Here is a 23,441-nt window from a genome sequence, read left to right as displayed (position 1 = left end):
GCGGGGGTAGCCATTTCATTAGGGGATCTTTGTCGAACACAAATATTGTGTTCATGGAGACCTACTGTGGGAGCGAGCCTGCTGGCGATGACTGACTTGAGGGCACTGCAGCAACTACTTCTTCCAGCGATCCGCCGCCGCATGATCACTGTCACGCCCCTCAACCCAACGCGGACCATCACTGGTGACTTCTTTCTTCCAGAACGGCGCGCGGGTTTTCAGGTAGTCCATGACAAAGGCGCAGGCGTCGAAAGCCGCCTGTCGGTGGGCGCTGGCGGCGCCGACGAAGACGATCGGCTCTCCTGGTTCCAGGGCGCCTATGCGATGCAGCACTTCCAGTTTCAACAGTGGCCAGCGCTGCTCAGCCTCCAGGGCAATCTTGCCCAAGGCCTTCTCGGTCATGCCCGGATAGTGCTCAAGAAACATTCCGGCCACATCGAGTCCGTCATTGAAGTCGCGCACATAGCCGACAAAACTCACTACCGCGCCCACGCCCACATTGGTGGCGTGCATGGCGTTGACTTCAGCACCGGGATCGAATGCCGCGGACTGCACGCGAATCGCCATGGGTCAGCCCCCGGTCACGGTCGGGAAGAACGCGACTTCATCGCCATCGCTGACCGGTTCGTCGAGCTGGCAAAGGTCTTCATTGCGGGCGCACAACAGGTTCTGCTCGCTCAGCACATCGGCTCCGTCGCGCTGTGCCAGCAGCGCACGCACGTCGTCGACCGTGGCGAAATCACCTTCAACCTCGACCGAGTCCACGCCGAGCGCTTCGCGGTAACGGGCGAAAAACTTCACGGTGACGTTCATGATTGATCCGCCTGGAAATGCCCGCTCTTGCCCCCGACCTTCTCCAGCAACCGCACGCTTTCGATGGTCATCCCGCGATCCACGGCCTTGCACATGTCGTAGATCGTCAGTGCCGCCACGCTGGCGGCGGTCAGCGCTTCCATCTCGACACCGGTCTGCCCGGACAACTTGCAGCGCGCGACGATGCGCACGGTGTCATCACCTTCGGCACTGAGCTCGACCTTGACACCCGTCAGCATCAGCGGATGGCACAGAGGAATCAGATCGCTGGTTTTCTTCGCCGCTTGAATGCCGGCGATACGCGCCACGGCGAACACATCCCCCTTCGGGTGACCGCCACTGACGATCATCTGCAGGGTGTCGGGCAGCATGCGCACCAGCGCTTGGGCCGTCGCCTCACGGAACGTCACGGTTTTTTCGGTAACGTCGACCATGTTGGCGCGACCTTGGGAATCGAGATGAGTCAGCACGAGGCCTCCTTGAGGCAGCTGCAAGCGGCAAGCTACAAGCGGCAAGTGAAAAGCGCAGTCCGGTTGCAGGTTTGGGAAGGGAGTATTTAAGCAGCCGAACGCCGCAAGCTACAAGCGGCAAGTGAAGTTCACTTGGTTCGCTTGAAACTTGCGGCTTGCAGCTTAAAGCTTGCAGCTCAGAGGTGAGACTCTGCGTATTCAGCCAGAATCGAGCGAGGCACCCCTTGCAGGGTGATGTGCACGCCGTTGGGGAAGTCTTTGAAGCGTTCGGTCAGGTACGTCAGCCCGGAGCTGGTCGCGGACAGGTAAGGGGTGTCGATCTGCGCCAGGTTGCCCAGGCACACCACTTTGGAACCGGCACCGGCACGGGTGATGATGGTTTTCATCTGGTGCGGTGTCAGGTTCTGGCATTCATCGATCAAAATCAGACTCTGCTGGAAGCTGCGACCTCGAATGTAGTTGAGGGATTTGAACTGCAACGGCACTTTGCTGAGGATGTAGTCGACGCTGCCATGGGTGTTTTCGTCATCCATGTGCAAGGCTTCGAGGTTGTCGGTGATGGCACCCAGCCAAGGCTCCATTTTTTCTGCTTCGGTACCGGGCAGGAAGCCGATCTCCTGGTCCAGGCCCTGTACGCTGCGGGTGGCGATGATCCGGCGGTAGCGTTTGCTGACCATGGTCTGCTCGATCGCCGCCGCCAGGGCCAGGATGGTTTTACCCGAGCCGGCCGCACCGGTCAGGTTGACCAGGTGAATATCCGGGTCCAGCAAGGCAAACAGCGCCAGGCTCTGATAGATGTCACGCGGTTTAAGGCCCCAGGCTTCCTGGTGCAGCAGCGGTTCCTGATGCAGATCCAGGATCAGCAATCGGTCTTCTGAAATTTCCTTGATCCAGCCGACAAAACCCTGTTCATCAATGATGAACTCATTGACATGCACCGCCGGAAGGTTGTCGATCAGTTGCACCTCGTGCCAGGTGCGGCCGTGGTCCTGACGGGTTTCGACCTTGCTCACACGGTCCCAGAAGGAGCCGGTCATGTTGTGGTAACCGTTGGGCAGCAATGAAACGTCGTCGACCAGTTGGTCTGTGCTGTAGTCCTCGGCCGCGATCCCGCAAGCGCGAGCCTTGAGGCGCATGTTGATGTCTTTGGTGACCAGCACAACGGGCAACTTGGGTTCGCGCGCGTGCAGATCAATCAACTGATTGATGATGATGTTGTCGTTCAGGTGTTCGGGAAGAATGATGTTCGGTTCGGCGCGTTTGCTCATCAGAATTGACAGCAAACCCTTGGGTCCACTTTTGCCCCGCTGGATCGGAACCCCCAGCTCTACATCTTCAGGACTGGCATCGCCCAGCGTCTTGTCGATCAGGCGAATCGCCTGACGGCATTCCGCAGCCACGCTGTGATGCCCGCTCTTGAGCTTGTCCAGCTCCTCAAGCACGGTCATCGGGATGGCAACGTGGTGTTCTTCGAAGTTAAGCAGGGCGTTTGGATCGTGAATCAATACGTTGGTATCGAGTACATAAAGGATTGGCTGGTTGGAAGAAGAACTACGTCCGTGATCATCCATACTCGGTCACCTTTGTGGGAGCCAGTCGACGCAATACCATGACAGTGCTGCGCCTCGAAGTGGCCACCGAATTCACCTGCGAGGATTCAAGTGAACTGCACACAAGTTGGGTCTTGGGAGACGCCACCTGTGTTGCAGGTTTCGGCGGTCTGCCTTCGTAATACTCCAAAACCCATGACAGAAAAAAGTACTTTGACGTTTTTTTGAAGTTTATTTTTCAGAGTGACCAATAACACTTGGCGGACTGCCATCACCCCGTTAAAGTCGGAAGTCCGCCTGCATCGAAATCCCTCCCAAAAACGCCAAAAACCCAATGTTTACGGCGCTTGTGCCAATCAGCTGCGTTTCAGCGAAACCCCACCTGACAGTCTTCCCAACCGATCCCGCTTTGCGCCGTTTGCGTGATGAGCCAGGGCAGCGCCGTTTTCACCGCGTCCTGCTTCACATTGAAATTGATCACGCCGTGGCGCCACAGCAGCATCAGCGTCAACACGCGTTGCGCGCTCGGGCTGCCCTTGAGCTTTCCGGCTCCGTCCTGGGCATCAATGTCCCACAGCGCTACCCGCAAGCCCTGAGCGTTGAAGAAGCTTTCGGCATCGGAGCGGCGTTGGCCATCGGGCGGACGAAACAGCGGCACGTAATTCTCCGGCAACTTGCTTTTGACCAGCTCGACGCTGCGTCGCACCGAGTCCTGCCAGTCCTGCCAGTGGCTGTGGGAACGGAACTCCCAGCCCTGCACGCCGATGCACTGCTGCGAGTACATCCCTTGCAGGCTGGCCACAGATTGTTCGGCCAGGCGCGTCTGAATGTCCTTGCCGAGGACGAAAAAAGTGCCGCTGATATTCGACTTGCGCAGGTACTCGGTGACCCAACCGGTGTTGTCTGGTGTGATGTTGGCGGCGCTGTCAAAGGTCAGTAAAAACAACCGGTCATGCATCCCGTCGCCATTGCGCTCATAGTCGCCAAAACGATCGACTTCGCTGCTGGTCTGCGGAAACAGGGCTGCCTTGCGTAGCTGCTCGTCCAGGTACTGGGCGTGGAACAACCGGCTCGGTTCGGCCCATTTGATGTAGTAGCTCTCGTCGCTGACCTGGAACTTGGCCGCTTGCCCGCGCAAGGTCTCCATGTCTTCAACCAGGAAGCAGAAAGACGCATCCTGATCGCAGCTTTGCTGGGCGAAGTTGTAGTTGGTCAGCAGGCGTTGCCACAGGCGCTGGCGCAGTTGATTGACCGCTTCCAGATTGATCTTGCGCAACCCCAGATGCTGGGCCAGAGCGGGTTCATCCAGCGATTCGCTGGCCAGAAGCACGCGCGCAAACATGAGGATTTCGGCCCGTGACGCCACGTCGAACAGGGTCGGGCTGCTGAGCTTCTCAGGCCAGGTGCTGCGATCAAGCGTCGCTGCATCGCCGGGCGCCGCCATGGCGCCAAAGCTCAACAGCCAGGCCGAGAATAGAAAAACGATACGCAATGGGATGTCTCCATAACAAAACCCGCGCGGCACTATATATCGAGACGATCAAAAGAACGCAGCCTCGCGTTGCTCGACAGCTGCTACACCTTCCGACGTCAACCCGGTCCCGTAGCAGCTGTCGAGCAACGCGAGGCTGCGATCTGTCCCATGGCACCACCCATCACCTATGACACCCATAGCTGGAGTCAACACGGACAACCCCCTAGAATCGCGCCCACGATTAAAGGAGACGACTTCATGCTGATGGTGATTTCCCCCGCCAAGACCCTCGATTACGAAACACCGCCGGCGACCCAGCGCTTTACCCAGCCGCAGTACCTCGATCACTCCCAAGAGCTGATCATGCAGTTGCGCGATCTGACACCAGCGCAAATCAGTGAGTTGATGCACGTCTCCGACAAGATCGGCGGGCTCAACGCCGCACGTTTCGGGAGCTGGACACCCGCGTTCACGCCGGAAAACGCCAAGCAAGCGCTGCTGGCCTTTAAAGGCGACGTGTACACCGGCCTTAATGCACAAACCTTCAGCGAAGCCGATTTCGATTACGCCCAACAGCATCTGCGCATGTTGTCCGGCCTGTATGGCCTGCTGCGACCTCTGGACCTGATGCAACCGTATCGTCTGGAGATGGGCACCAAACTGGCGAATGCCCGTGGCAAGGACCTGTATGCCTTCTGGGGCACGCGCATCAGCGAATGGCTGAACGAAGCGCTGGCCGATCAAGGCGATGACGTGCTGCTGAACCTGGCGTCCAACGAGTATTTCTCGGCCGTCAAACGCAATGCCTTGAACGCGCGCATCATCAATACCGACTTCAAGGACCTGAAGAACGGCCAGTACAAAATCATCAGTTTCTACGCGAAAAAAGCCCGCGGCATGATGAGCCGCTTTGTCATCGAAGAGCGCATCAATAACCCTGCCGACCTCAAGCAATTTGACGTTCAGGGTTACCGCTACAGCGCCGAGCAATCCAAACCGGACCATCTGGTTTTCCTGCGCGATCACGCCCCAGAATAAATGCACACACAGGGCGCACGACATCACCAACCTCGTCGAGCGCCCAACGCAGATCGTTCAACAATCGCCCTCCCGATTAGCCGATTTATTGGCGCCAAAGAAACACCACCCTTTTTGCTAACTTTAGTTTCACTCGACTTCGATGTTTTTTTTCAGTAGTGGCACTGAAATTTTTTATCGGTAGTGGCATAAAACTATCGAGCTCTGTTTTACCCCTATATATAAAGGCTGAAACTGCTCGTGCCATCAATATGAGAGCAGTGCCATCTTTTTCAATATTTCAAGAAATTTCAGATTTCGCGATGGGCGGACTGGAACTATGTCCAAATGCATAGCTCATACCATCGGTAACGATTATCGTCGTGCTTGTACGAGATAACTTACGCAGACAAGCCATTCACGTAGCGAAGTTGTCACATTAACTTCTGATCATGAGTCGCTTATTTGGGCAACACACACAGGACAGGCGATATGCACCATTAATATCCCCTACAAGGCCATGACAGCGCCCCTATAAACGTGCTCGCCAGAGCACCCAACCGCTTGATTTACAGGCATATTGCCTGGCATTGAGCGCGCAAGATCCTTGTACCAGCGTCCTCAGGCCAGAGGACCTGATGCATTACAGGGCACGTCATAAGAACAAGGCCTAGTTACGCACATCTTGAGTGCACTTATTTACACACTCGAAACTTCATATGCCCGCACACGGCATTGTGGCGCCTGTAAGCCGCACTTTCGAGTGCACTATGACCGTTAAAACCCTTAACTCCAGCCATCTAATGGCTTGTGAATACAGTCTTGATAACAGAGAGGTAATTGCGATGCGCATCAGCATATTTGGTTTGGGTTATGTCGGCGCTGTTTGTGCTGGCTGCCTGTCTGCACGGGGCCATGACGTCGTTGGCGTCGATGTTGCCAAAGACAAAATCGATATGATCAACGCCGGTAAATCACCGATTGTTGAACCGGGTCTGGGCGAGCTTCTACGCAAAGGTATCGATACTGGCAAACTGCGCGGTACAACCAACTTCGCCGAGGCGATTCGTGACACCGACCTGTCGATGATCTGCGTCGGAACGCCGAGCAAGAAGAACGGCGACCTGGAACTGAACTACATCGAAGCCGTGTGCCGCGAAATCGGTTTTGTCCTGCGTGACAAGACCACCCGTCACACCATCGTGGTTCGCAGCACTGTGCTGCCGGGCACCGTGGCCAACGTGGTGATCCCGATCCTCGAAGACTGCTCCGGCAAGAAAGCCGGCGTTGATTTCGGTGTGGCAGTGAACCCTGAGTTCCTGCGTGAAAGTACTGCGATCGCCGACTACGATCTGCCGCCAATGACCGTCATCGGCGAATTCGACAAAGCGTCGGGCGACGTTCTGCAATCGCTGTACGAAGAGCTCGACGCGCCGATCATCCGCAAGGACATCGCTGTTGCCGAGATGATCAAGTACACCTGCAACGTGTGGCACGCCACCAAGGTCACCTTCGCCAACGAGATCGGCAACATCGCCAAGGCTGTCGGTGTTGATGGTCGTGAAGTGATGGAAGTGGTCTGCCAGGACAAAACCCTGAACCTGTCCCAGTACTACATGCGCCCAGGCTTCGCGTTCGGCGGCTCTTGCCTGCCAAAAGATGTGCGTGCCCTGACCTACCGTGCCGGCTCCCTGGACGTGGAAGCCCCATTGCTGAACTCGCTGATGCGCAGTAACGAGTCCCAGGTGCAGAACGCCTTCGACATCGTTTCCAGCCACGACAAACGCAAAGTCGCCCTGCTGGGCTTGAGCTTCAAGGCCGGTACTGACGACCTGCGTGAAAGCCCGCTGGTTGATCTGGCGGAAATGCTGATCGGCAAGGGTTACGACCTGAGCATCTACGACAGCAACGTCGAATACGCCCGTGTCCATGGTGCGAACAAGGATTACATCGAGTCGAAAATCCCCCACGTCTCGTCCTTGCTCAACTCCGACTTCGACGACGTGATCAACAACTCCGACGTGATCATCCTCGGTAACCGTGACGAGAAATTCCGCGCCCTGGCGCAGAACGCTCCGCACGGCAAGCAAGTGGTCGATCTGGTCGGTTTCATGACCAAAGCCACCAGCGTTTCCGGGCGTACCGAAGGCATCTGCTGGTAAAGCAGCCGCAAGCTTCAAGCTTCAAGCCGCAAGTCAAAGCTCCTCACTTGGAGCTTGAAGCTTGGGGCTTGCAACTGACTTTAGGATTCCGATTATGCACAGGCTAAAGCACGGCCTGCTTCAGGCCGCCGGTTGGCTGTTTTACCTAAGTTTATTGATGGGCATCGCCATGGCGTTGCCTGCGTCCACGTTCGACTCCGAGTCGAAGGACTTCATCTTCCTGATTGGTTTTATCGGGATCTGGCGTTACTCGATGGGCGCCACGCATTTTCTGCGCGGCATGCTGTTTCTGTACGTGGTCTACCCGCACCTGCGGCGCAAAGTGCGCAAGCTGGGTAAAGCGGCGGACCCGTCCCATGTATTTTTGATGGTCACCAGCTTCCGTATCGACGCATTGACCACCGCACAGGTTTACGCCTCGGTGATTCGCGAAGCCATCGACTGCGGCCTGCCGACCACCATGGTCTGCTCGATCGTGGAAATGTCCGATGAGAAACTGGTGAAAAGCCTTTGGGCCCGGATGAACCCGCCGGCCCGGGTCAAACTCGACTTCGTGCGCATTCCCGGCACCGGCAAGCGCGACGGCCTGGCCTACGGTTTCCGCGCCATCTCCCGCCACTTGCCGGACGACCGTGCCGTGGTGGCCGTGATCGATGGCGACACCGTGCTCGGCGAAGGCGTAGTGCGCAAGACCGTGCCGTGGTTCCAGTTGTTCGGCAATGTCGGCGGCCTGACCACCAACGAGTTCTGCGAAGTGCGCGGTGGCTACATCATGAGCGAATGGCACAAGCTGCGTTTCGCCCAGCGTCACATCAACATGTGCTCGATGGCCCTGTCCAAGCGCGTGCTGACCATGACCGGGCGCATGTCGGTTTTCCGTGCCACGGTGGTCACCAACCCGGAATTCATTGCCGACGTGGAAAGCGACTCGCTGCAACACTGGCGTCTGGGTCGTTTCAAGTTCCTTACCGGCGACGACAAGTCGAGCTGGTTCAGCCTGATGCGTCTGGGCTACGACACCTTCTACGTGCCCGACGCAGCGATCAACACCGTCGAGCATCCGCCGGAAAAGAGCTTCATCAAGGCCAGTCGCAAGCTGATGTTCCGCTGGTACGGCAACAACCTGCGGCAGAACTCCCGCGCCCTGGGCCTGGGGGTCAAACGCCTTGGTGCGTTCACTTCCGTGGTGCTGTTCGATCAGCGCGTGTCGATGTGGACCTCCCTGCTGGGCCTGACCGTGGCGCTGATCGCCAGCTTCAAGTACGGCACCGCGTTCATCCTGGTGTACCTGCTGTGGATCGGCATTACCCGCCTGATCCTGACCCTGCTGCTGTCCTGCTCCGGTCACCGGATCGGCCCGGCCTACCCGGCGATTCTCTATTACAACCAGATCGTCGGCGCGCTGGTGAAGATCTACGTGTTCTTCCGCCTCGACCAACAATCCTGGACTCGCCAGCCCACTTCCCTGACCCGTGATCTCGCCAGCTTTCAACGTTGGTTCAACACCTGGTCGTCTCGGACCATGACCTTCTCCGCCGGCAGCATTTTTGTCGCCGTGCTGCTGATGATGGTCTGACCGCCCCCTTATTGAATTAACCAGGAAATCGCCCCTATGAATACCGCCGTCAACGCCAACGTAGTGCATGAATCCGAAGCCCAGCGCCAACACGCCCGAGTGAAAATCCCGGCCAAGCTGCGTTTCTTCGGCCCTGACCGGACTCCGGTCGAAGCCCGGGTTATCGACCTTTCCGCTGGCGGTCTGTCGTTCAACGCCGGTCAATTGCCGCTGAAGATCGGTGACGTGTACAAGGCCCGTCTGCAATTCGTCATCGACAACCTCGGCCTGGCCATGGACGTGGAGCTGCAGGTTCGCTCCTTCGACCGCGAGACCGGCCGTGCCGGTTGCCAGTTCCAGAACCTGGAACCGCGAGACATTTCCACCCTGCGTCACCTGATCACTTCTCACCTGGCCGGCGACATCGTCAGCATGGGTGAAATGCTGGCGACCCTGCAGCGCGATAACTTCACCAAGGCGCGCAAGGTCAGTGATGGCGGCCACGGCATGACTGCGTTCGGTCGTCTGCGTGCAGTGACCTTCAGCCTGGGGGTTTTCATCGTCGGCGTCGCGGCATTCGGTTTCATTTTCAAATCGGTGTACGGCATGTACTTCGTCAGCCACGCCCAGGCCGGTCTGGTCAGCGTGCCGGGCATGAGCATCACCATGCCGCGTGACGGTACCGTGCAGAGCCTGATCAAGGCCGACGGCATTGCCGCCAAAGGCGCCCCGCTCGCCACCTTCAGCACCAGCATGCTCGATGTACTCAAAGGGCATCTGGATGAAGACCAACTGAAACCGGGCAAGGTTGAAGAACTGTTCGGCAAACAAATGACCGGCACCCTTACCTCGCCTTGCGATTGCACCGTGGCGCAACAACTGGTTGCCAACGGTCAGTACGCCAGCAAGGGCGACGTGATCTTCCAGCTGGTGCCGCGTAACAGCGAAGCCAACGTTGAAGCCCGCTTCTCCTATCGCCAGTTCCGCGACGTGCGTCCGGGTACTGCGGTCAGCTTCCAGGTTGCCGGCGAAGACAAGACCCGCACCGGCAAGATCGTCAGCAGTACCAGCCTGAAAAGCGCAGACCTGTCGTCTGACATCCGCGTGCTGATCCAGCCTGATGAAGCCCTGGACAGCGGCCTCGCCGGTCGCCCGGTGGAAGTGAACAGCGATCGCGGCCCGAACCTGAACTGGCTGATCGACAAAGCCATGGCTGTTGGTCTTTAAGTCGAGGAAATGCCCGTGACTATCACAAAAATATCCAACACACCGCATATCCCCAGTGGGATTGTGATGTGTGCGCTGGCTTTGGCAGTCAGCCTCAGCGGTTGTGCCGGCCTGCCCGATCAGCGTCTGGCCAACGAAGCCCTCAAGCGCGGTGACACGGCGCTGGCTCAGCAGAACTACAAGCAACTGGCCGACCTGGGCTACAGCGAAGCGCAAGTGGGCCTGGCGGATATCCAGGTCGACAGCCGTGACCCGGCGCAGGTCAAACAAGCCGAGGCGACTTACCGCGCCGCGGCCGACGTCTCGCCGCGCGCTCAGGCTCGCCTGGGTCGTCTGCTGGTGGCCAAGCCCGGTTCCACCGAAGCCGAGCAGCACGAAGCCGAAGCCCTGTTGAAAAAAGCCTCGGCCAATGGCGAAGGCAACACCCTGATCCCGCTGGCCATGCTGTACCTGCAATACCCGCACAGCTTCCCGAATGTCGATGCGCAGAAGCAGATCAGCCAATGGCGTGCCGAAGGCAAGCCGGAAGCCGGTCTGGCCCAAGTGCTGCTCTATCGCACCCAGGGCACTTACGACCAGCACCTGGACGAAGTCGCCAGCATCTGCAAAGCCGCGCTGAACACCACTGACATCTGCTACGTCGAGCTGGCCACGGTTTATCAGAAACAGGCCAAGCCCGAGCAACAGGCCGAGCTGATCAAGCAGATGCAAGCCGCACACGCTCGCGGCACCGTCTCCGCGCAGCGGGTGGACAGTGTCGCCCGTGTGCTCGCCGATCCGACCCTGGGCAAGACCGACGAGAAAACCGCGCAGTCGCTGCTCGAACCCATCGCTCCGGGCTACCCGGCATCGTGGGTCACCCTCGCGCAATTGATCTACGACTTCCCTGAACTGGGTGACGTCGACCAGATGATGAAGTACCTGGACAACGGTCGCGCCGCCGACCAGTCACGCGCCGAACTGCTGCTGGGCAAGCTCTACTACGAAGGCAAAATGGTCCCGGTTGACGCCAAGGTTGCCGAAGAACATTTCAAGAAAGCCGTCGGCCGCGAAGTGGCCGCCGATTACTACCTCGGCCAGATCTATCGCCGTGGTTACCTGGGCGAAGTCTATCCGCAAAAAGCCCTGGATCACTTGCTGACCGCTGCGCGCAACGGCCAGAGCAGTGCCGACTTCGCCATCGCCCAGCTGTTTTCCCAAGGCAAGGGCACCAAGCCCGACCCGCTTAACGCCTATGTCTTCAGCCAATTGGCCAAGGCACAGAACACCCCGCAAGCCACCGAGCTTGCGCAAACACTCGAAGCACAACTGCCGCCTGCCCAGCTCGCCGAGGCCCAACGCCTGTTGAAACAAGAACAGGCCGTTCGTGGTGCCTTGAGTCAGAACACGCTGGAACTGCATGCCCTGCAAGAAGAAGACGGCGAGGAATCCCTATGAAGTTGAATCCATTCGTTCAGGCCGGTATTGGCCTGACATTCGCCTTGTTGTGGTCGTGTCCGACCCTGGCGGCAGCGACCGAAACCAAGAACTACGGCCTTGACGTGAAAATCACCGGCCAGTCCGAAGGTGACGTTGACCTGGGCACCCAGAGTGGCGGCGACGTCAACGGTGTCGGTCTCGATCTGCGGCCATGGGTCTATGGCGAAAGTGGCGCGTGGAGCGCCTATGCCATGGGGCAGGCGGTCACCTCCACCGACATCATCGAAACCGACACCCTGCAACAGGGCAATGGCACCGAGTCCACCGATGTCGGTGATCGCAAGGCGAAGAAAAACTACCTGGCGATGCGCGAGTTCTGGGTCGGCTACAGCGGCTTCACGCCATACCCCGGCGAGAACCTCAAGCTCGGTCGCCAGCGCCTGCACAATGATGACGGCCAGTGGCGCGACACCAACATCGAAGCGCTGAACTGGACCTTCGACACCACCCTGCTGCGCGCCAACGCCGGTATTGCCGAACGCTTCAGCGAGTACCGTACCGACCTGACAGAGCTGGCGCCGGACGACAAGGATCGCCTGCACGCCTTCGCCGATGCGGCGTACCAGTGGACACCGGGTCACTGGGTCGGCATCCGCGGCCATCACGCCCACGATGACGGCAAGCTCGACTACCCGACACCGGGTGAGGCCAGCGACTCTCTGGACAAAAAACAGAACGGCAACATCAGCTGGCTCGGCCTCAACGCCGATAGCGATGCCTATAACTGGCGCAATACCAACACAGTCAACTACTGGGCCAGCGTCACTGGCATGAGCGGCGAGCGCGACACGGTCAACCCGTTGAACGCCGATGGCACCGCTCCGGCACAACCCAAGAGCAGCGGCGACGTCGATGGCTGGGCCACCGACCTGGGTGTACGCCTGCGCCTCGATCCGCAATGGCAAGTCGGTGCGGCCTATGCCCGTGCCAGCAGCGATTACGAACAGAACGGCCTGGAAAGCAACCGCTCCAACTACACCGGCACGCGCTCGCGGGTACACCGTTTCGGCGAAGCCTTCCGTGGCGAGGCGAGCAACCTGCAGAGCGGCACTTTGTTCGGTTCGTGGATGCTCAATGACGAGTACGACGCCACCCTGATCTACCACAAATTCTGGCGTGTCGACGGCAACAAGCCGATCGGCAGCAACGGCATCGACGCTGTGCAGAACAACACCGACGACGCCACCGGCGCCATTCTCTCCACCAGCTCCCTGCCCCTGAACAATGGCGACACAGACCTCGGTCAGGAAATGGACCTGGTCGTCACCAAGTACTTCAAGCAAGGCCTGCTGCCGGCATCGTTGAGCCAGGCAATCGATGAGCCTTCGGCGCTGGTGCGTTTCCGTGGTGGCGTGTTCAAGCCCGGTGATGCGTATGGCAAGGAAGTCGATTCGTACATGCACCGCGCGTTTATCGACGTGGTCTGGCGCTTCTGATGCAAACCGCGAAGGGAGTGCCCGACATGAACAGTGCCAAAAAAGGTTCCATGACCTTGCTGGCCGGCGCGATGCTGCTGGCGAGTGCGGCCGCCTTCGCCAACGTGGAACCGGCTGTACCTAAACCGGGCAAGCCGGCGACCATGGCCAAGGAACTGCAACAGGCCAAGACCTACACCGTCAGCAGCGCGCCGACTGCACCGCTGGAGCTTGCCAAGCCAAAACTGCCGGACACCTCTGGCTTCACCGCCGAGGCCATCGCCGCGAAAATCGTGCGCACCAAGGCCGGCAAAATCAGCGTGCGCCGGATGATGCAGGAAAACGCCCTGAAGGACTTCATCGGTGGCGACAACAAGATGGCCGAATGGGTGGTGCGTCAGCACGGCATCCCGCAGGCGATCTTCATCGACGACGGCTACATGAACCTCAAGGACCTGGCGAAGAAGCTGCCAAAGCAGTACTTCAGCGAAACCTCGCCGGGCGTGTTCCTGGCGAAGCTGCCGATTGTGGTGGGTAACAAGGGCATTCTGGAAATCGACAAACAGACCCAGGAATTGCGCCTGTCCCAAGAGGCCGGTTCGTTCCTGGTCAACGACGGCCAGCTGTTTGTGCGTGACACCAAAATCACGGGATGGAGCGAGAAGACAAGCGGCCCGGCGGCCTTCAAGTCGGCCAAGGAATTCCGTCCGTTCATGCTGTCTTGGGGTGGCACCGAAACCTACATCGCCAACAGCAAGATCGCCAGTTTCGGCTACGCCAACAGTAAGTCCTACGGCGTGAGTATTTCCCAGTACACGCCGAACATGGCCAAGGTCTTGAAGCGCCCTGAACCGACGGGCTGGATCGTCGGCTCCGAGTTCTCGGACATGTGGTACGGCTTCTACTGCTATGAAACCCGCGACTTCGTGGTCAAGGGCAACACCTACAAAGACAACATCGTCTACGGTATCGACCCACACGACCGTTCCCACGGCCTGATCATTGCCGACAACACCGTCTACGGGACGAAGAAGAAGCACGGGATCATTATTTCCCGTGAGGTCAACGACAGCTTCATCTTCAACAACCGCAGCTACGACAACAAGCTCTCGGGGCTGGTGATCGACCGTAACAGCGTGAACAACCTGATCGCCTACAACGAGATCTACAAGAACCACACCGACGGCATCACCCTCTACGAGAGCGCCGACAACCTGATCTACGGCAATAAGGTGATCAGCAACAAACGCCACGGCATCCGCATTCGTAACAGCGTGAACATTCGCCTCTACGAAAACCTGTCCCTGGCCAACGGCCTGACCGGCGTCTACGGCCACATCAAAGACCTGAGCGACACCGACCGCGACATCAAGCTCGACCCGTTCGATGCCCAGGTATCGCTGATCGTGGTCGGCGGCGAACTGGCCGGCAACGGCAGTGGCCCGCTGTCCATCGACTCGCCGCTGAGCGTCGAGTTGTATCGCGTGTCCATGCTCGCCCCGACCAAATCCAGCGGCATCAGCTTCAGCGGGATTCTCGGCGAGCGTCAGGATGAAATTCTCGACCTGCTGGTGCGCCAGCAGAAAGCCGTGCTGATCGACCCTGTCGAACGCCAGACTGAAATGCGGGACTGAGGATAATTTTATGCACACACACTTGATCAAATTACTCAGCCTGTCGGCCCTGACCGCCGGCATTCTCGCGGCCAGCGGCGGTGTTCGTGCCGATGAAGTCAAGGCACCCAGCTTCAGCGCCGAACCGTGCTGCAACCTGTGCCCCGCAGCCCATGACGCGAAGAATTACACCACGCGTTATCAGCAGAACTTCACCACGCTGGTGCAGGCTCAGGGCGATTGGTTGTTCCGTACCCAGGAAGACTTGCGCACCGAGTTCGACACCACCCCCGCCGGCTACAAACGCATGAAAGAACTGCACGATGCGTTCAAGAGCAAAGGCGTGGAGCTCGTTGTTGTTTATCAACCCACTCGTGGCCTGGTGAACCGCAACAAGCTCAACCCGGAAGAAAAAGCCAAGTACGATTTCGACAAGGCTTTGAGGAACTACAAGTCCATGCTCGGGCGTTTCGCCGCCATGGGTTACGTGGTTCCAGACCTGTCACCGCTGACCAACGAATCGCTGCCAGAGACCCTGCCCGCCCACGACTTCTACTTCCGTGGCGACCAGCACTGGACACCGTATGGTGCCCAACGCACGGCGAAAATCGTCGCGGAAAAGGTCAAGCAGATCCCGGCATTTGCCGGCATTGCGAAACGCGAATTCGAGACCCACAAGTCGGGTCGCATGGGCAAGACCGGAACGTTACACAACATGGCCGGTCAACTCTGTGGCACCAGCTACGCGGTCCAGTACATGGATCAGTTCACCACCGAGCCCAAGGGCGAAGCCGCCGACGGCGATCTGTTCAGCGACGCCGGCAACCCGGAGATCACCCTGGTCGGCACCAGCCATAGCGGCAAGAACTACAACTTCTCCGGTTTCCTCGAAGAGGCCATCGGCGCCGACATCCTCAACGTGGCGTTCCCCGGTGGTGGCCTGGAAGGTTCGATGCTCCAGTACCTGGGCAGTGAAGAGTTCCAGACCAAGCCGCCAAAGATTTTGATCTGGGAGTTCTCGCCGCTTTATCGCCTCGACCAGGAAACCATCTACCGCCAGATGATGGCGCTGCTGGACAACGGTTGCGAAGGCAAGGCTGTACAGATGTCCGGCAGCACCACGCTGAAACCGGGCAAGAATGAATTGATGGTTAACAGCAAGAACCTGAACCTGCAAAACAGCAGCCACCAGGTTGATATCCGCTTCGCCGATCCGTCGGTGAAAACCCTGCAAGCCACCCTCTGGTACATGAACGGTCGCCACGAGGACATCAAGATCGAAAAACCGGAAACCTCCGACACCGACGGGCGTTTCGCCTTTGAGTTGCGCACGGACGAAGACTGGGCCTCGCAGAATCTGCTGGCCGTCGAAGTCCAGGGCCCTGAAGCAGGTGCCGCGCCGCAGAAAGTCGAAGCGAAAATATGCAAACGCAACGTGTTCCCGAGTGCCGAGCAGCGTACTGCTTCGGTCGGGCAATGAGGTCTGCCATGCAAAACCGAACGTTGAAAAATCTGATCGCGCCCTCGCTGTTGGCCCTGGCGATGTTCGCCGGTGCCAGCCAGGCCGCCGCGCCGCTACGCCCGCCCCAGGGTTATTTCGCGCCGATTGAAAAAATCAAAACCGGCGACGGCGGCGAAAGCTGTGATGCGATCCCGACGCCGTACACCGGCTCGCTGCAATTTCGCAGCAAATATGAAGGCTCCGACAAGGCCCGTTCGACCCTGAACGAGCAATCGGAAAAAGCCTTTCGCGACAGCACCGCCGACATCACCAAAATCGAGCGCGGCACCAGCAAGCAAGTGATGCAATTCATGCGTGACGGTCGTCCGGAACAACTGGAATGCACGTTGAGCTGGCTGACGGCTTGGGCCAAGGCCGATGCGTTGATGTCCAAGGACTTCAACCACACCGGCAAGTCCATGCGCAAATGGGCCCTGGGCAGCATGGCTTCGTCGTATATCCGCTTGAAGTTCTCCAACTCCAATCCATTGGCCAACCATCAGCAAGAGTCCCAGTTGATCGAAGCCTGGTTCAGCAAAATGGCCGATCAGGTGGTCAGCGACTGGGACAACCTGCCGCTTGAGCAAACCAACAATCACTCGTACTGGGCGGCCTGGTCGGTGATGGCCACGTCGATCGCGACCAACCGTCGCGACCTGTTTGACTGGGCCGTGAAGGAATACAAGGTCGGCGCCAACCAGGTCGACGCGCAGGGTTTCCTGCCGAACGAACTCAAACGCCAGCAACGCGCCCTCGCCTACCACAACTACGCCCTGCCGCCACTGGCGATGATCGCCAGTTTTGCGCAGGTCAACGGTGTGGATGTGCGCCAGGAAAACAACGGCGCGCTGAAACGCCTGGGTGATCAAGTGCTGGCCGGGGTTAAAGACCCGGACATCTTCGAGAAGAAGAACGGCAAGGAACAGGACATGACCGACCTCAAGGTCGACTCGAAATTTGCCTGGCTCGAACCGTACTGCACGCTCTACACCTGCGCGCCGGATGTGTTGAAGAAGAAGCACGGGATGCAACCGTTCAAGACCTTCCGCCTCGGCGGGGATTTGACCAAGGTCTACGACCCGGCCAATGAAAAAGGCAAAGGGTCCTAGCACCTACACAAATGAGGCGGACGCAAAGCGTCCATTGAGGCATTCCCACGCAGAGCGTGGGAACGATCGTAGCTCTCCAGATTTCAGTGGGGGGTTTGGGGGGGCCGTTGGCCCTTGACTGTTGGTTAAACACGGAGAGATCGGGATGGTATTTTCATCCAATGTGTTCCTGTTTCTGTTCTTGCCGATCTTTCTCGGCTTGTACTACTTGAGCGGAATACGCTATCGCAACCTGCTGCTGCTGATCGCCAGCTACATGTTCTACGCCTGGTGGCGTGTGGACTTCCTGGCGCTGTTCGCCGCCGTCACGCTGTGGAACTACTGGATCGGCCTCAAAGTCGGTGCAGCAGGTGTGCGCACCAAACCGGCCCAGCGCTGGTTGCTGCTCGGCGTCGCCGTCGACCTGTGCATCCTGGGCTACTTCAAGTACGCCAACTTCGGCGTCGACAGCATCAACGCGATGATGACCTCGGTCGGCCTGTCGCCGTTCATCCTGACCCACGTGCTGTTGCCGATCGGTATCTCGTTCTACATCTTCGAGTCCATCAGCTACATCATCGACGTCTACCGTGGTGACACCCCGGCGACTCGCAACCTGATCGACTTCGCGGCGTTCGTGGCGATCTTCCCGCACCTGATTGCCGGCCCGGTGTTGCGTTTCCGCGACCTCGCCGACCAGTTCAACAACCGCACCCACACCCTCGACAAGTTTTCCGAGGGCTGCACGCGGTTCATGCAGGGTTTCATCAAGAAAGTCTTCATCGCCGATACCCTCGCAGTCGTGGCTGACCACTGCTTTGCCCTGCAAAACCCGACCACGGGCGATGCCTGGCTTGGCGCACTGGCTTACACCGCGCAGCTGTATTTCGACTTCTCCGGCTACAGCGACATGGCCATCGGCCTGGGCTTGATGATGGGTTTCCGCTTCATGGAAAACTTCAAACAGCCGTACATCAGCCAGTCGATCACCGAGTTCTGGCGGCGCTGGCACATCAGCCTCTCCACCTGGCTGCGTGATTACCTGTACATCACGCTGGGCGGTAACCGCAAAGGCACGCTGATGACCTATCGCAACCTGTTCCTGACCATGTTGCTCGGTGGTCTGTGGCACGGCGCGAACATCACCTACATCGTCTGGGGTGCATGGCACGGCATGTGGCTGGCGATTGAAAAAGCGCTGGGCCTGAACACCTCGCCGCGCAGCATCAACCCGATCCGCTGGGCACTGACCTTCCTGCTGGTGGTGATGGGCTGGGTGATCTTCCGCGCAGAAAACCTGCACGTCGCCGGCCGTATGTACGGCGCGATGTTCAGCTTCGGCGAATGGTCGCTGTCGGAACTCAACCAGGCCAGCCTCACCGGCCTGCAAGTGGCAACCCTGGTGGTGGCTTACGTGACGCTGGCGTTCTTCGGCATCCGTGATTTCTACACCAACCGTCCGCCTGAGAAGACCAAGCCTGCCGTGAATGTCGAGGCCGATGGTCCTGCCGGCGCAACCCCTGGAATGATCAAAGCCGTACCGGGTGACAACCCGGCCAGCATCCACCAACCGGGTTACACCGTTGGCGTTGAAGCCACCGTGCAACCGGCGTACTGGACCGCTGACTGGTCGCGTTACGTGATGCGCACGCTGGTGCTGGTGCTGTTCATCGCTTCGATTCTAAAACTCTCGGCGCAAAGCTTCTCGCCGTTCCTTTACTTCCAGTTCTGAGGGATCTGACCATGACCCGCTCATTACGCATCTTCTACATCGCCCTGTTCCTGCTGACCCTGGCGGTACTGGGCCTGTGGTCCACGCGCAGCTTCCTGGGCTTCAGCACCAACGCCGACGCGACGGTGCTCAACGGCCGCTGGACCAAGGCCGTGGAGACGCACTACGACGACGAGTTTCCGATCAAGCGCCTGGGCACCAACCTCTGGGCCGCGCTGGATTTCAAACTGTTCAACGAAGGTCGTCCGGGCGTTGTGCTCGGTCGCGATCAGTGGCTCTACAGCGATGAAGAGTTCAACCCGATCGTCAACGAAGAGTTGAACCTGCAAGGCAACTACGCGCTGGTCGAAGGCGTGCGCCAGACCCTGAAAGCGCAAGGCGTGAAACTGGTCATGGCCATCGTGCCGGCCAAGACGCGCCTGTACCCGGAGCATCTGGGTGAGGCGAAGCCTTCGAGCATTCACGCCAACCTCTATCAGGACTTCCATGCCCGTGTGGCGGCCGACAAGATCCTCGCCCCCGACTTGCTCGGCCCGATGCAAAAGGCCAAGCAGAACGGTCAGCAAGTGTTCCTGCGCACCGACACCCACTGGACCCCGGAAGGCGCGCAAATCGCTGCCGAAGCCTTGGCCAGTACCATCGCTGACAAATTCCCGTTGAGCGGCGAGCCGCAAAACTTCGTCACCGAACCTGCGGAAAAAATCACGCACAAGGGCGACCTGCGCTTGTTCCTGCCGCTGGACCCGCTGTTCGAAAACATGATGCCGGCGCCTGAACCGCTGCAAAAGCGCAACACCGTGGCGGCGCAAGATCTGCCGACCGGTGACGACGCGCTGTTCGCCAACACTGAAGTGCCGGTGGCCCTGATCGGCACCAGCTACAGCGCCAACCCGAACTGGAATTTTGTCGGCGCGCTGAAGCAAGCGCTGCGCAGCGACGTGGTCAATTACGCCGAAGACGGCCATGGCCCGATTCTGCCGATGCTCAGCTACCTGAAAAGCGATGCTTTCAAGAACAGCCCGCCACAGGTGCTGATCTGGGAGTTTCCTGAACGTTATCTGCCCGTGAACAACGAAATCGGCGACGCCGACCCGCAGTGGGTCGCAGAGCTCAAAGAAGCCGGCGCCCGCCAACAAAACGTAGCCGCAAACACTAAATCCGAGACGCCCGACCGGGCGCAAAACTGAAAGAGAGAGGTACTACCATGACTTTCACTACAACTCCTCGCCGTCTCGCCAAGACCTTTGCACTCGTCGCTGGCATGAGCGTTCTGTCGATGCAAGCCTTCGCCGGCGATGCCGCGCTCTACGGCCCGACCGCACCGAAAGGTTCGAGCTTCGTGCGTGTTTTCAACGCCGGCAACGCTGAAGTCAGCGCCACCGTCGGTAGCACCAACCTGAGCGACGTCGCACCGCTGTCCAGCACCGACTTCAGCTTCATGCCAGGCGGCGATTACAGCGCCAAGGTCGGCAGCCAGACCCTGCCGGTGAAACTGGCCAGTGATCACTATTACACCCTGGTCAACAACGCCAGCGGCGCACCGCAACTGATCGAAGAACCGCCGTTCAAGAACAAGCAGAAGTCCCTGGTGCGCCTGCAGAACCTGAGCGACAAACCCCTGACCCTGAAAACCGCTGACGGCAAGACCGACGTGGTGCCGAGCGTGGCCGCCAAGGGCCGTGGCGAGCGCGAGATCAACCCGGTGAAAGTCAGCCTGGCGCTGTTTGAAGGCGACAAGAAAGTCGGCGACGTCAAACCGGTTGCCCTGGAACGCGGTGAAGCGGCGGTGCTGTACGTCACCGGCAACGGCAGCAGCCTGTCGCCAGTCTGGGTAAAACGCCCGGTTTCGACGCGCTAACCAATTTGTCAGGACGATGATCCCCTGTAGCAGCTGGCGAAGCCTGCGTCCGACTGCGCTGCAGTCGCAATCCAGGCAACTCGGTTTTTCTGAACGACCGTGTTGACCGGATTTACGACGGCTTCGCCGCCGAACGCAGCCTCGCAGGCTCGGCAGCTGCTACATGGGTGAAACGACTTGGCCACGGAATAAGAACAAGAGTGAAACGACAGAACGTACGTAGCTCTAACCAATCGATTTTGAAGGAGTAACAACATGATTCCGGTGATCTTGTCAGGTGGTAGTGGCTCACGTCTTTGGCCGCTTTCGCGTAAGCAGTTCCCTAAGCAGTTCCTCGCCCTGACCGGTGAGCACACGCTGTTCCAGCAAACCCTGGAACGCCTGGTGTTCGAAGGCATGGACACGCCGATTGTGGTGTGCAACAAGGACCACCGCTTTATCGTCAACGAACAGTTGAGCGCGCGCAAACTGGAAGTCCAGCGCATCCTGATGGAACCGTTTGGCCGCAACACCGCGCCGGCTGTGGCCTTGACCGCGATGATGCTGGTCAATGAAGGTCGCGACGAGCTGATGCTGGTACTGCCGGCTGACCACGTGCTGGAAGACCAGAAAGCCCTGCAACGCGCCCTGGCCCTGGCCACCGTCGCAGCTGAAAACGGCGAAATGGTGCTGTTCGGCGTCCCGGCCACCAAACCGGAAACCGGCTATGGCTACATCAAGTCGACCAACGATTCGCTGCTGCCGGAAGGCGTCAGCCGCGTCTCGCACTTTGTCGAAAAACCGGATGTCAAACGCGCCACCGAGTTCGTCGCCTCCGGCGGTTACTTCTGGAACAGCGGCATGTTCCTGTTCCGCGCCAGCCGCTTCCTCGAAGAGCTGAAGAAACACGATCCGGACATCTACGACACCTGCCTGCTGACCCTTGAGCGCAGCGACCAGGACAACGACACCATCACTCTCGACGAAGCCACTTTCGCCTGCTGCCCGGACAACTCCATCGACTACTCGGTGATGGAAAAAACCCAGCGCGCCTGCGTTGTACCGCTGACGGCCGGCTGGAGCGATGTCGGTTGCTGGTCGTCGCTGTGGGAAGTGAACGAAAAAGACGCCAATGGCAACGTCACCAAAGGCGACGTGATCATTCAGGACAGCAAAAACTGCATGATCCACGGCAACGGCAAACTGGTGTCGGTGATCGGCCTGGAAAACATCGTGGTCGTCGAAACCAAAGACGCCATGATGATTGTGCACAAGGACAAGGTCCAGGGCGTGAAACAGATGGTCAACACCCTCAACGAACAGGGTCGCAGCGAAACCCAGAACCACTGCGAAGTCTATCGTCCGTGGGGCTCCTACGATTCGGTGGACATGGGCGGCCGCTTCCAGGTCAAGCACATCTCGGTCAAACCGGGCGCGTGCCTGTCGCTGCAAATGCACCACCACCGCGCCGAACACTGGATCGTGGTCAGCGGCACCGCCGAAGTGACCTGCGACGACAACGTGTTCCTGCTTTGCGAAAACCAGTCGACCTACATCCCGATTGCTTCGGTCCACCGTTTGCGTAACCCGGGCAAGATTCCACTCGAGATCATCGAAGTGCAATCGGGCAGCTACCTGGGTGAAGACGATATCGAGCGCTTTGAAGATATCTACGGTCGCTCCACCCCGATCGAGCGCGGCGTGTCGGTGAAAACCATCGCGCAGTAAACGCGCAGTAAAACAAGAAGCCCTCGTCCAGCCCGCTGCGTTCCCTATCCGCAGTGGGTTGGGCGGGGGCTTTTTTATGGGTGCCAGCCTTGTGACTACCGCCGAGCCGGAGCTGAGCCGGACCGTCCATTGAGCGATTGCCGTCTACCCGCATAAGGTTTAGGCGCGAGAAGCCCCATCAAGTCCTGGTTTCTATTCAACTGCTGAACCATCGCCCCTGTCTGCGTCGAAAGATCGGAAATTCGCTCAAAGGTTTCCGGGTTCGAGCTACCGGATTCGGCGAATTCAGTCTTGATCGCCTGCATTCTGAACTCCAGCATATCGATCATCGCTGGCGTATCGTCGAAAACCTCGCTAAGCGACGCGGCATTCAGTCCTTGAGAGGCTTTGTAAAAATCGCGCCCCGTATTAATCAGCCCTTGCGCCTCCGATCCCAGCTTGCTGGCGACCGTTTCGACAATTTTCTCGACAATGGCGGTAGCGGCTTTCTTCCCCAGCTGAGTTCGCCCCTCCTGTGTTCGCGGGTCTATTGCCGATAGCTGAAATTTTACCTCCTGGAGGTTGGTTTTCTTTTTCGGTTCAACGCCCTCAATGAATGATTTCGGGTTCATTTCATTGCCCTTGAAGTTGATCGGCCGCTCCAGTCGAAAGGTGTCCACCACCTTGGAAATCAGAGCATTTGCCGCCTTGGCGCCGATAGCCGCCCCCGCTTTTCGTCCCAAAGCGCCAACCACAGGACCTGCCAACCCACCAATGGCACCGCCGGCCTCGGCCCCCGCC

At 58.8% G+C, this 23,441-nt stretch carries 18 protein-coding genes and 1 pseudogene; 13 read left to right on the top strand and 6 right to left on the bottom strand.

The genetic code is table 11. The annotated features are described in order from the left end of the window. Nucleotides 1-114: 114 nt before the first annotated feature. The 5 genes from moaE to PMI22_RS28860 form a co-directional block, all read right to left on the bottom strand. Nucleotides 115-567: a molybdopterin synthase catalytic subunit MoaE gene (gene moaE / locus PMI22_RS28840; RefSeq protein ID WP_007942279.1), complete on the bottom strand. Its 453-nt coding sequence runs from the start codon at nucleotides 565-567 to the stop codon at nucleotides 115-117. Nucleotides 568-570: 3 nt separating this feature from the next. Further along, nucleotides 571-813 carry a MoaD family protein gene (locus PMI22_RS28845; RefSeq protein ID WP_007942278.1) on the bottom strand — a complete coding sequence of 81 codons (243 nt, stop codon included), beginning with the start codon at nucleotides 811-813 and terminating at the stop codon, nucleotides 571-573. Beyond that, a complete protein-coding gene (moaC, locus tag PMI22_RS28850) occupies nucleotides 810-1,283 on the bottom strand; it encodes a cyclic pyranopterin monophosphate synthase MoaC (RefSeq protein ID WP_007942277.1) in 474 nt (157 codons plus the stop codon). The genes PMI22_RS28845 and moaC overlap by 4 nt, the downstream gene beginning before the upstream one ends. Nucleotides 1,284-1,459: 176 nt before the next feature. Next, nucleotides 1,460-2,854, bottom strand: a complete 1,395-nt coding sequence (locus PMI22_RS28855; protein ID WP_007942274.1) for a PhoH family protein — start codon at nucleotides 2,852-2,854, stop codon at nucleotides 1,460-1,462. A gap of 346 nt (nucleotides 2,855-3,200) precedes the next feature. Then, nucleotides 3,201-4,325, bottom strand: coding sequence for a polysaccharide deacetylase family protein (locus PMI22_RS28860; protein ID WP_007942272.1), 1,125 nt, complete (start codon nucleotides 4,323-4,325; stop codon nucleotides 3,201-3,203). A 240-nt stretch (nucleotides 4,326-4,565) separates the two neighbouring features. On the opposite strand from PMI22_RS28860, the gene yaaA reads away from it, so the two are divergent. From yaaA to PMI22_RS28925, 13 genes are all read left to right on the top strand, one after another. Beyond that, nucleotides 4,566-5,345, top strand: coding sequence for a peroxide stress protein YaaA (gene yaaA / locus PMI22_RS28865; protein WP_007942270.1), 780 nt, complete (start codon nucleotides 4,566-4,568; stop codon nucleotides 5,343-5,345). Between the two features lie 824 nt (nucleotides 5,346-6,169). Further along, nucleotides 6,170-7,486, top strand: a complete 1,317-nt coding sequence (locus PMI22_RS28870; RefSeq protein WP_007942268.1) for a nucleotide sugar dehydrogenase — start codon at nucleotides 6,170-6,172, stop codon at nucleotides 7,484-7,486. 94 nt (nucleotides 7,487-7,580) lie between these two features. Further along, complete coding sequence (gene alg8 / locus PMI22_RS28875) at nucleotides 7,581-9,062, top strand: mannuronan synthase (protein ID WP_007942267.1); 1,482 nt, start codon at nucleotides 7,581-7,583, stop codon at nucleotides 9,060-9,062. Between the two features lie 36 nt (nucleotides 9,063-9,098). Further along, nucleotides 9,099-10,268 carry an alginate biosynthesis protein Alg44 gene (locus PMI22_RS28880; RefSeq protein WP_007942266.1) on the top strand — a complete coding sequence of 390 codons (1,170 nt, stop codon included), beginning with the start codon at nucleotides 9,099-9,101 and terminating at the stop codon, nucleotides 10,266-10,268. A 66-nt stretch (nucleotides 10,269-10,334) separates the two neighbouring features. Next, a complete protein-coding gene (gene algK, locus PMI22_RS28885) occupies nucleotides 10,335-11,705 on the top strand; it encodes an alginate biosynthesis TPR repeat lipoprotein AlgK (protein WP_033048613.1) in 1,371 nt (456 codons plus the stop codon). Beyond that, the gene (locus PMI22_RS28890; protein WP_007942264.1) at nucleotides 11,702-13,183 is read left to right on the top strand and encodes an alginate export family protein; all 1,482 of its coding nucleotides are present in this window, start codon (nucleotides 11,702-11,704) and stop codon (nucleotides 13,181-13,183) included. The genes algK and PMI22_RS28890 overlap by 4 nt, the downstream gene beginning before the upstream one ends. A gap of 26 nt (nucleotides 13,184-13,209) precedes the next feature. Continuing rightward, nucleotides 13,210-14,796, top strand: a complete 1,587-nt coding sequence (gene algG, locus PMI22_RS28895; protein WP_007942263.1) for a mannuronan 5-epimerase AlgG — start codon at nucleotides 13,210-13,212, stop codon at nucleotides 14,794-14,796. A 10-nt stretch (nucleotides 14,797-14,806) separates the two neighbouring features. Next, nucleotides 14,807-16,255, top strand: a complete 1,449-nt coding sequence (locus PMI22_RS28900; protein WP_007942262.1) for an alginate O-acetyltransferase — start codon at nucleotides 14,807-14,809, stop codon at nucleotides 16,253-16,255. Between the two features lie 8 nt (nucleotides 16,256-16,263). Further along, entirely contained in the window at nucleotides 16,264-17,385 is a 1,122-nt protein-coding gene (locus PMI22_RS28905) for a mannuronate-specific alginate lyase (RefSeq protein ID WP_007942261.1), read from the top strand. Nucleotides 17,386-17,530: 145 nt separating this feature from the next. Next, nucleotides 17,531-19,096 carry an MBOAT family O-acyltransferase gene (locus PMI22_RS28910; RefSeq protein ID WP_007942260.1) on the top strand — a complete coding sequence of 522 codons (1,566 nt, stop codon included), beginning with the start codon at nucleotides 17,531-17,533 and terminating at the stop codon, nucleotides 19,094-19,096. Between the two features lie 11 nt (nucleotides 19,097-19,107). After that, the gene (locus tag PMI22_RS28915; RefSeq protein ID WP_007942258.1) at nucleotides 19,108-20,283 is read left to right on the top strand and encodes an alginate O-acetyltransferase; all 1,176 of its coding nucleotides are present in this window, start codon (nucleotides 19,108-19,110) and stop codon (nucleotides 20,281-20,283) included. 17 nt (nucleotides 20,284-20,300) lie between these two features. Then, nucleotides 20,301-20,954: an alginate O-acetyltransferase AlgF gene (locus PMI22_RS28920; protein ID WP_007942257.1), complete on the top strand. Its 654-nt coding sequence runs from the start codon at nucleotides 20,301-20,303 to the stop codon at nucleotides 20,952-20,954. 255 nt (nucleotides 20,955-21,209) lie between these two features. After that, nucleotides 21,210-22,661 carry a mannose-1-phosphate guanylyltransferase/mannose-6-phosphate isomerase gene (locus PMI22_RS28925; protein ID WP_007942256.1) on the top strand — a complete coding sequence of 484 codons (1,452 nt, stop codon included), beginning with the start codon at nucleotides 21,210-21,212 and terminating at the stop codon, nucleotides 22,659-22,661. A gap of 95 nt (nucleotides 22,662-22,756) precedes the next feature. Here PMI22_RS28925 and PMI22_RS28930 read toward each other — a convergent pair. Continuing rightward, nucleotides 22,757-23,441 (bottom strand): annotated as a pseudogene (locus PMI22_RS28930) (toxin); the annotation flags it as partial.

Origin of the sequence: Pseudomonas sp. GM21 (assembly GCF_000282215.1) — a bacterium.
In the GTDB taxonomy this organism is placed as follows: Bacteria; Pseudomonadota; Gammaproteobacteria; order Pseudomonadales; family Pseudomonadaceae; genus Aquipseudomonas.
The sequence above is the reverse complement of the archived record's forward strand: the minus strand, read 5'-3'. Positions and strand labels throughout refer to the sequence as shown.

Bases quoted from the DNA above. Each gene is read 5' to 3' on its own strand.
- moaE (WP_007942279.1), bottom strand. From the start codon at position 567: ATGGCGATTCGCGTGCAGTCCGCGGCATTCGATCCCGGTGCTGAAGTC.
- PMI22_RS28845 (WP_007942278.1), bottom strand. From the start codon at position 813: ATGAACGTCACCGTGAAGTTTTTCGCCCGTTACCGCGAAGCGCTCGGC.
- PMI22_RS28855 (WP_007942274.1), bottom strand. From the start codon at position 2,854: ATGGATGATCACGGACGTAGTTCTTCTTCCAACCAGCCAATCCTTTAT.
- yaaA (WP_007942270.1), top strand. From the start codon at position 4,566: ATGCTGATGGTGATTTCCCCCGCCAAGACCCTCGATTACGAAACACCG.
- PMI22_RS28870 (WP_007942268.1), top strand. From the start codon at position 6,170: ATGCGCATCAGCATATTTGGTTTGGGTTATGTCGGCGCTGTTTGTGCT.
- alg8 (WP_007942267.1), top strand. From the start codon at position 7,581: ATGCACAGGCTAAAGCACGGCCTGCTTCAGGCCGCCGGTTGGCTGTTT.
- PMI22_RS28880 (WP_007942266.1), top strand. From the start codon at position 9,099: ATGAATACCGCCGTCAACGCCAACGTAGTGCATGAATCCGAAGCCCAG.
- algK (WP_033048613.1), top strand. From the start codon at position 10,335: ATGTGTGCGCTGGCTTTGGCAGTCAGCCTCAGCGGTTGTGCCGGCCTG.
- PMI22_RS28890 (WP_007942264.1), top strand. From the start codon at position 11,702: ATGAAGTTGAATCCATTCGTTCAGGCCGGTATTGGCCTGACATTCGCC.
- algG (WP_007942263.1), top strand. From the start codon at position 13,210: ATGAACAGTGCCAAAAAAGGTTCCATGACCTTGCTGGCCGGCGCGATG.
- PMI22_RS28900 (WP_007942262.1), top strand. From the start codon at position 14,807: ATGCACACACACTTGATCAAATTACTCAGCCTGTCGGCCCTGACCGCC.
- PMI22_RS28905 (WP_007942261.1), top strand. From the start codon at position 16,264: ATGCAAAACCGAACGTTGAAAAATCTGATCGCGCCCTCGCTGTTGGCC.
- PMI22_RS28910 (WP_007942260.1), top strand. From the start codon at position 17,531: ATGGTATTTTCATCCAATGTGTTCCTGTTTCTGTTCTTGCCGATCTTT.
- PMI22_RS28915 (WP_007942258.1), top strand. From the start codon at position 19,108: ATGACCCGCTCATTACGCATCTTCTACATCGCCCTGTTCCTGCTGACC.
- PMI22_RS28920 (WP_007942257.1), top strand. From the start codon at position 20,301: ATGACTTTCACTACAACTCCTCGCCGTCTCGCCAAGACCTTTGCACTC.
- PMI22_RS28925 (WP_007942256.1), top strand. From the start codon at position 21,210: ATGATTCCGGTGATCTTGTCAGGTGGTAGTGGCTCACGTCTTTGGCCG.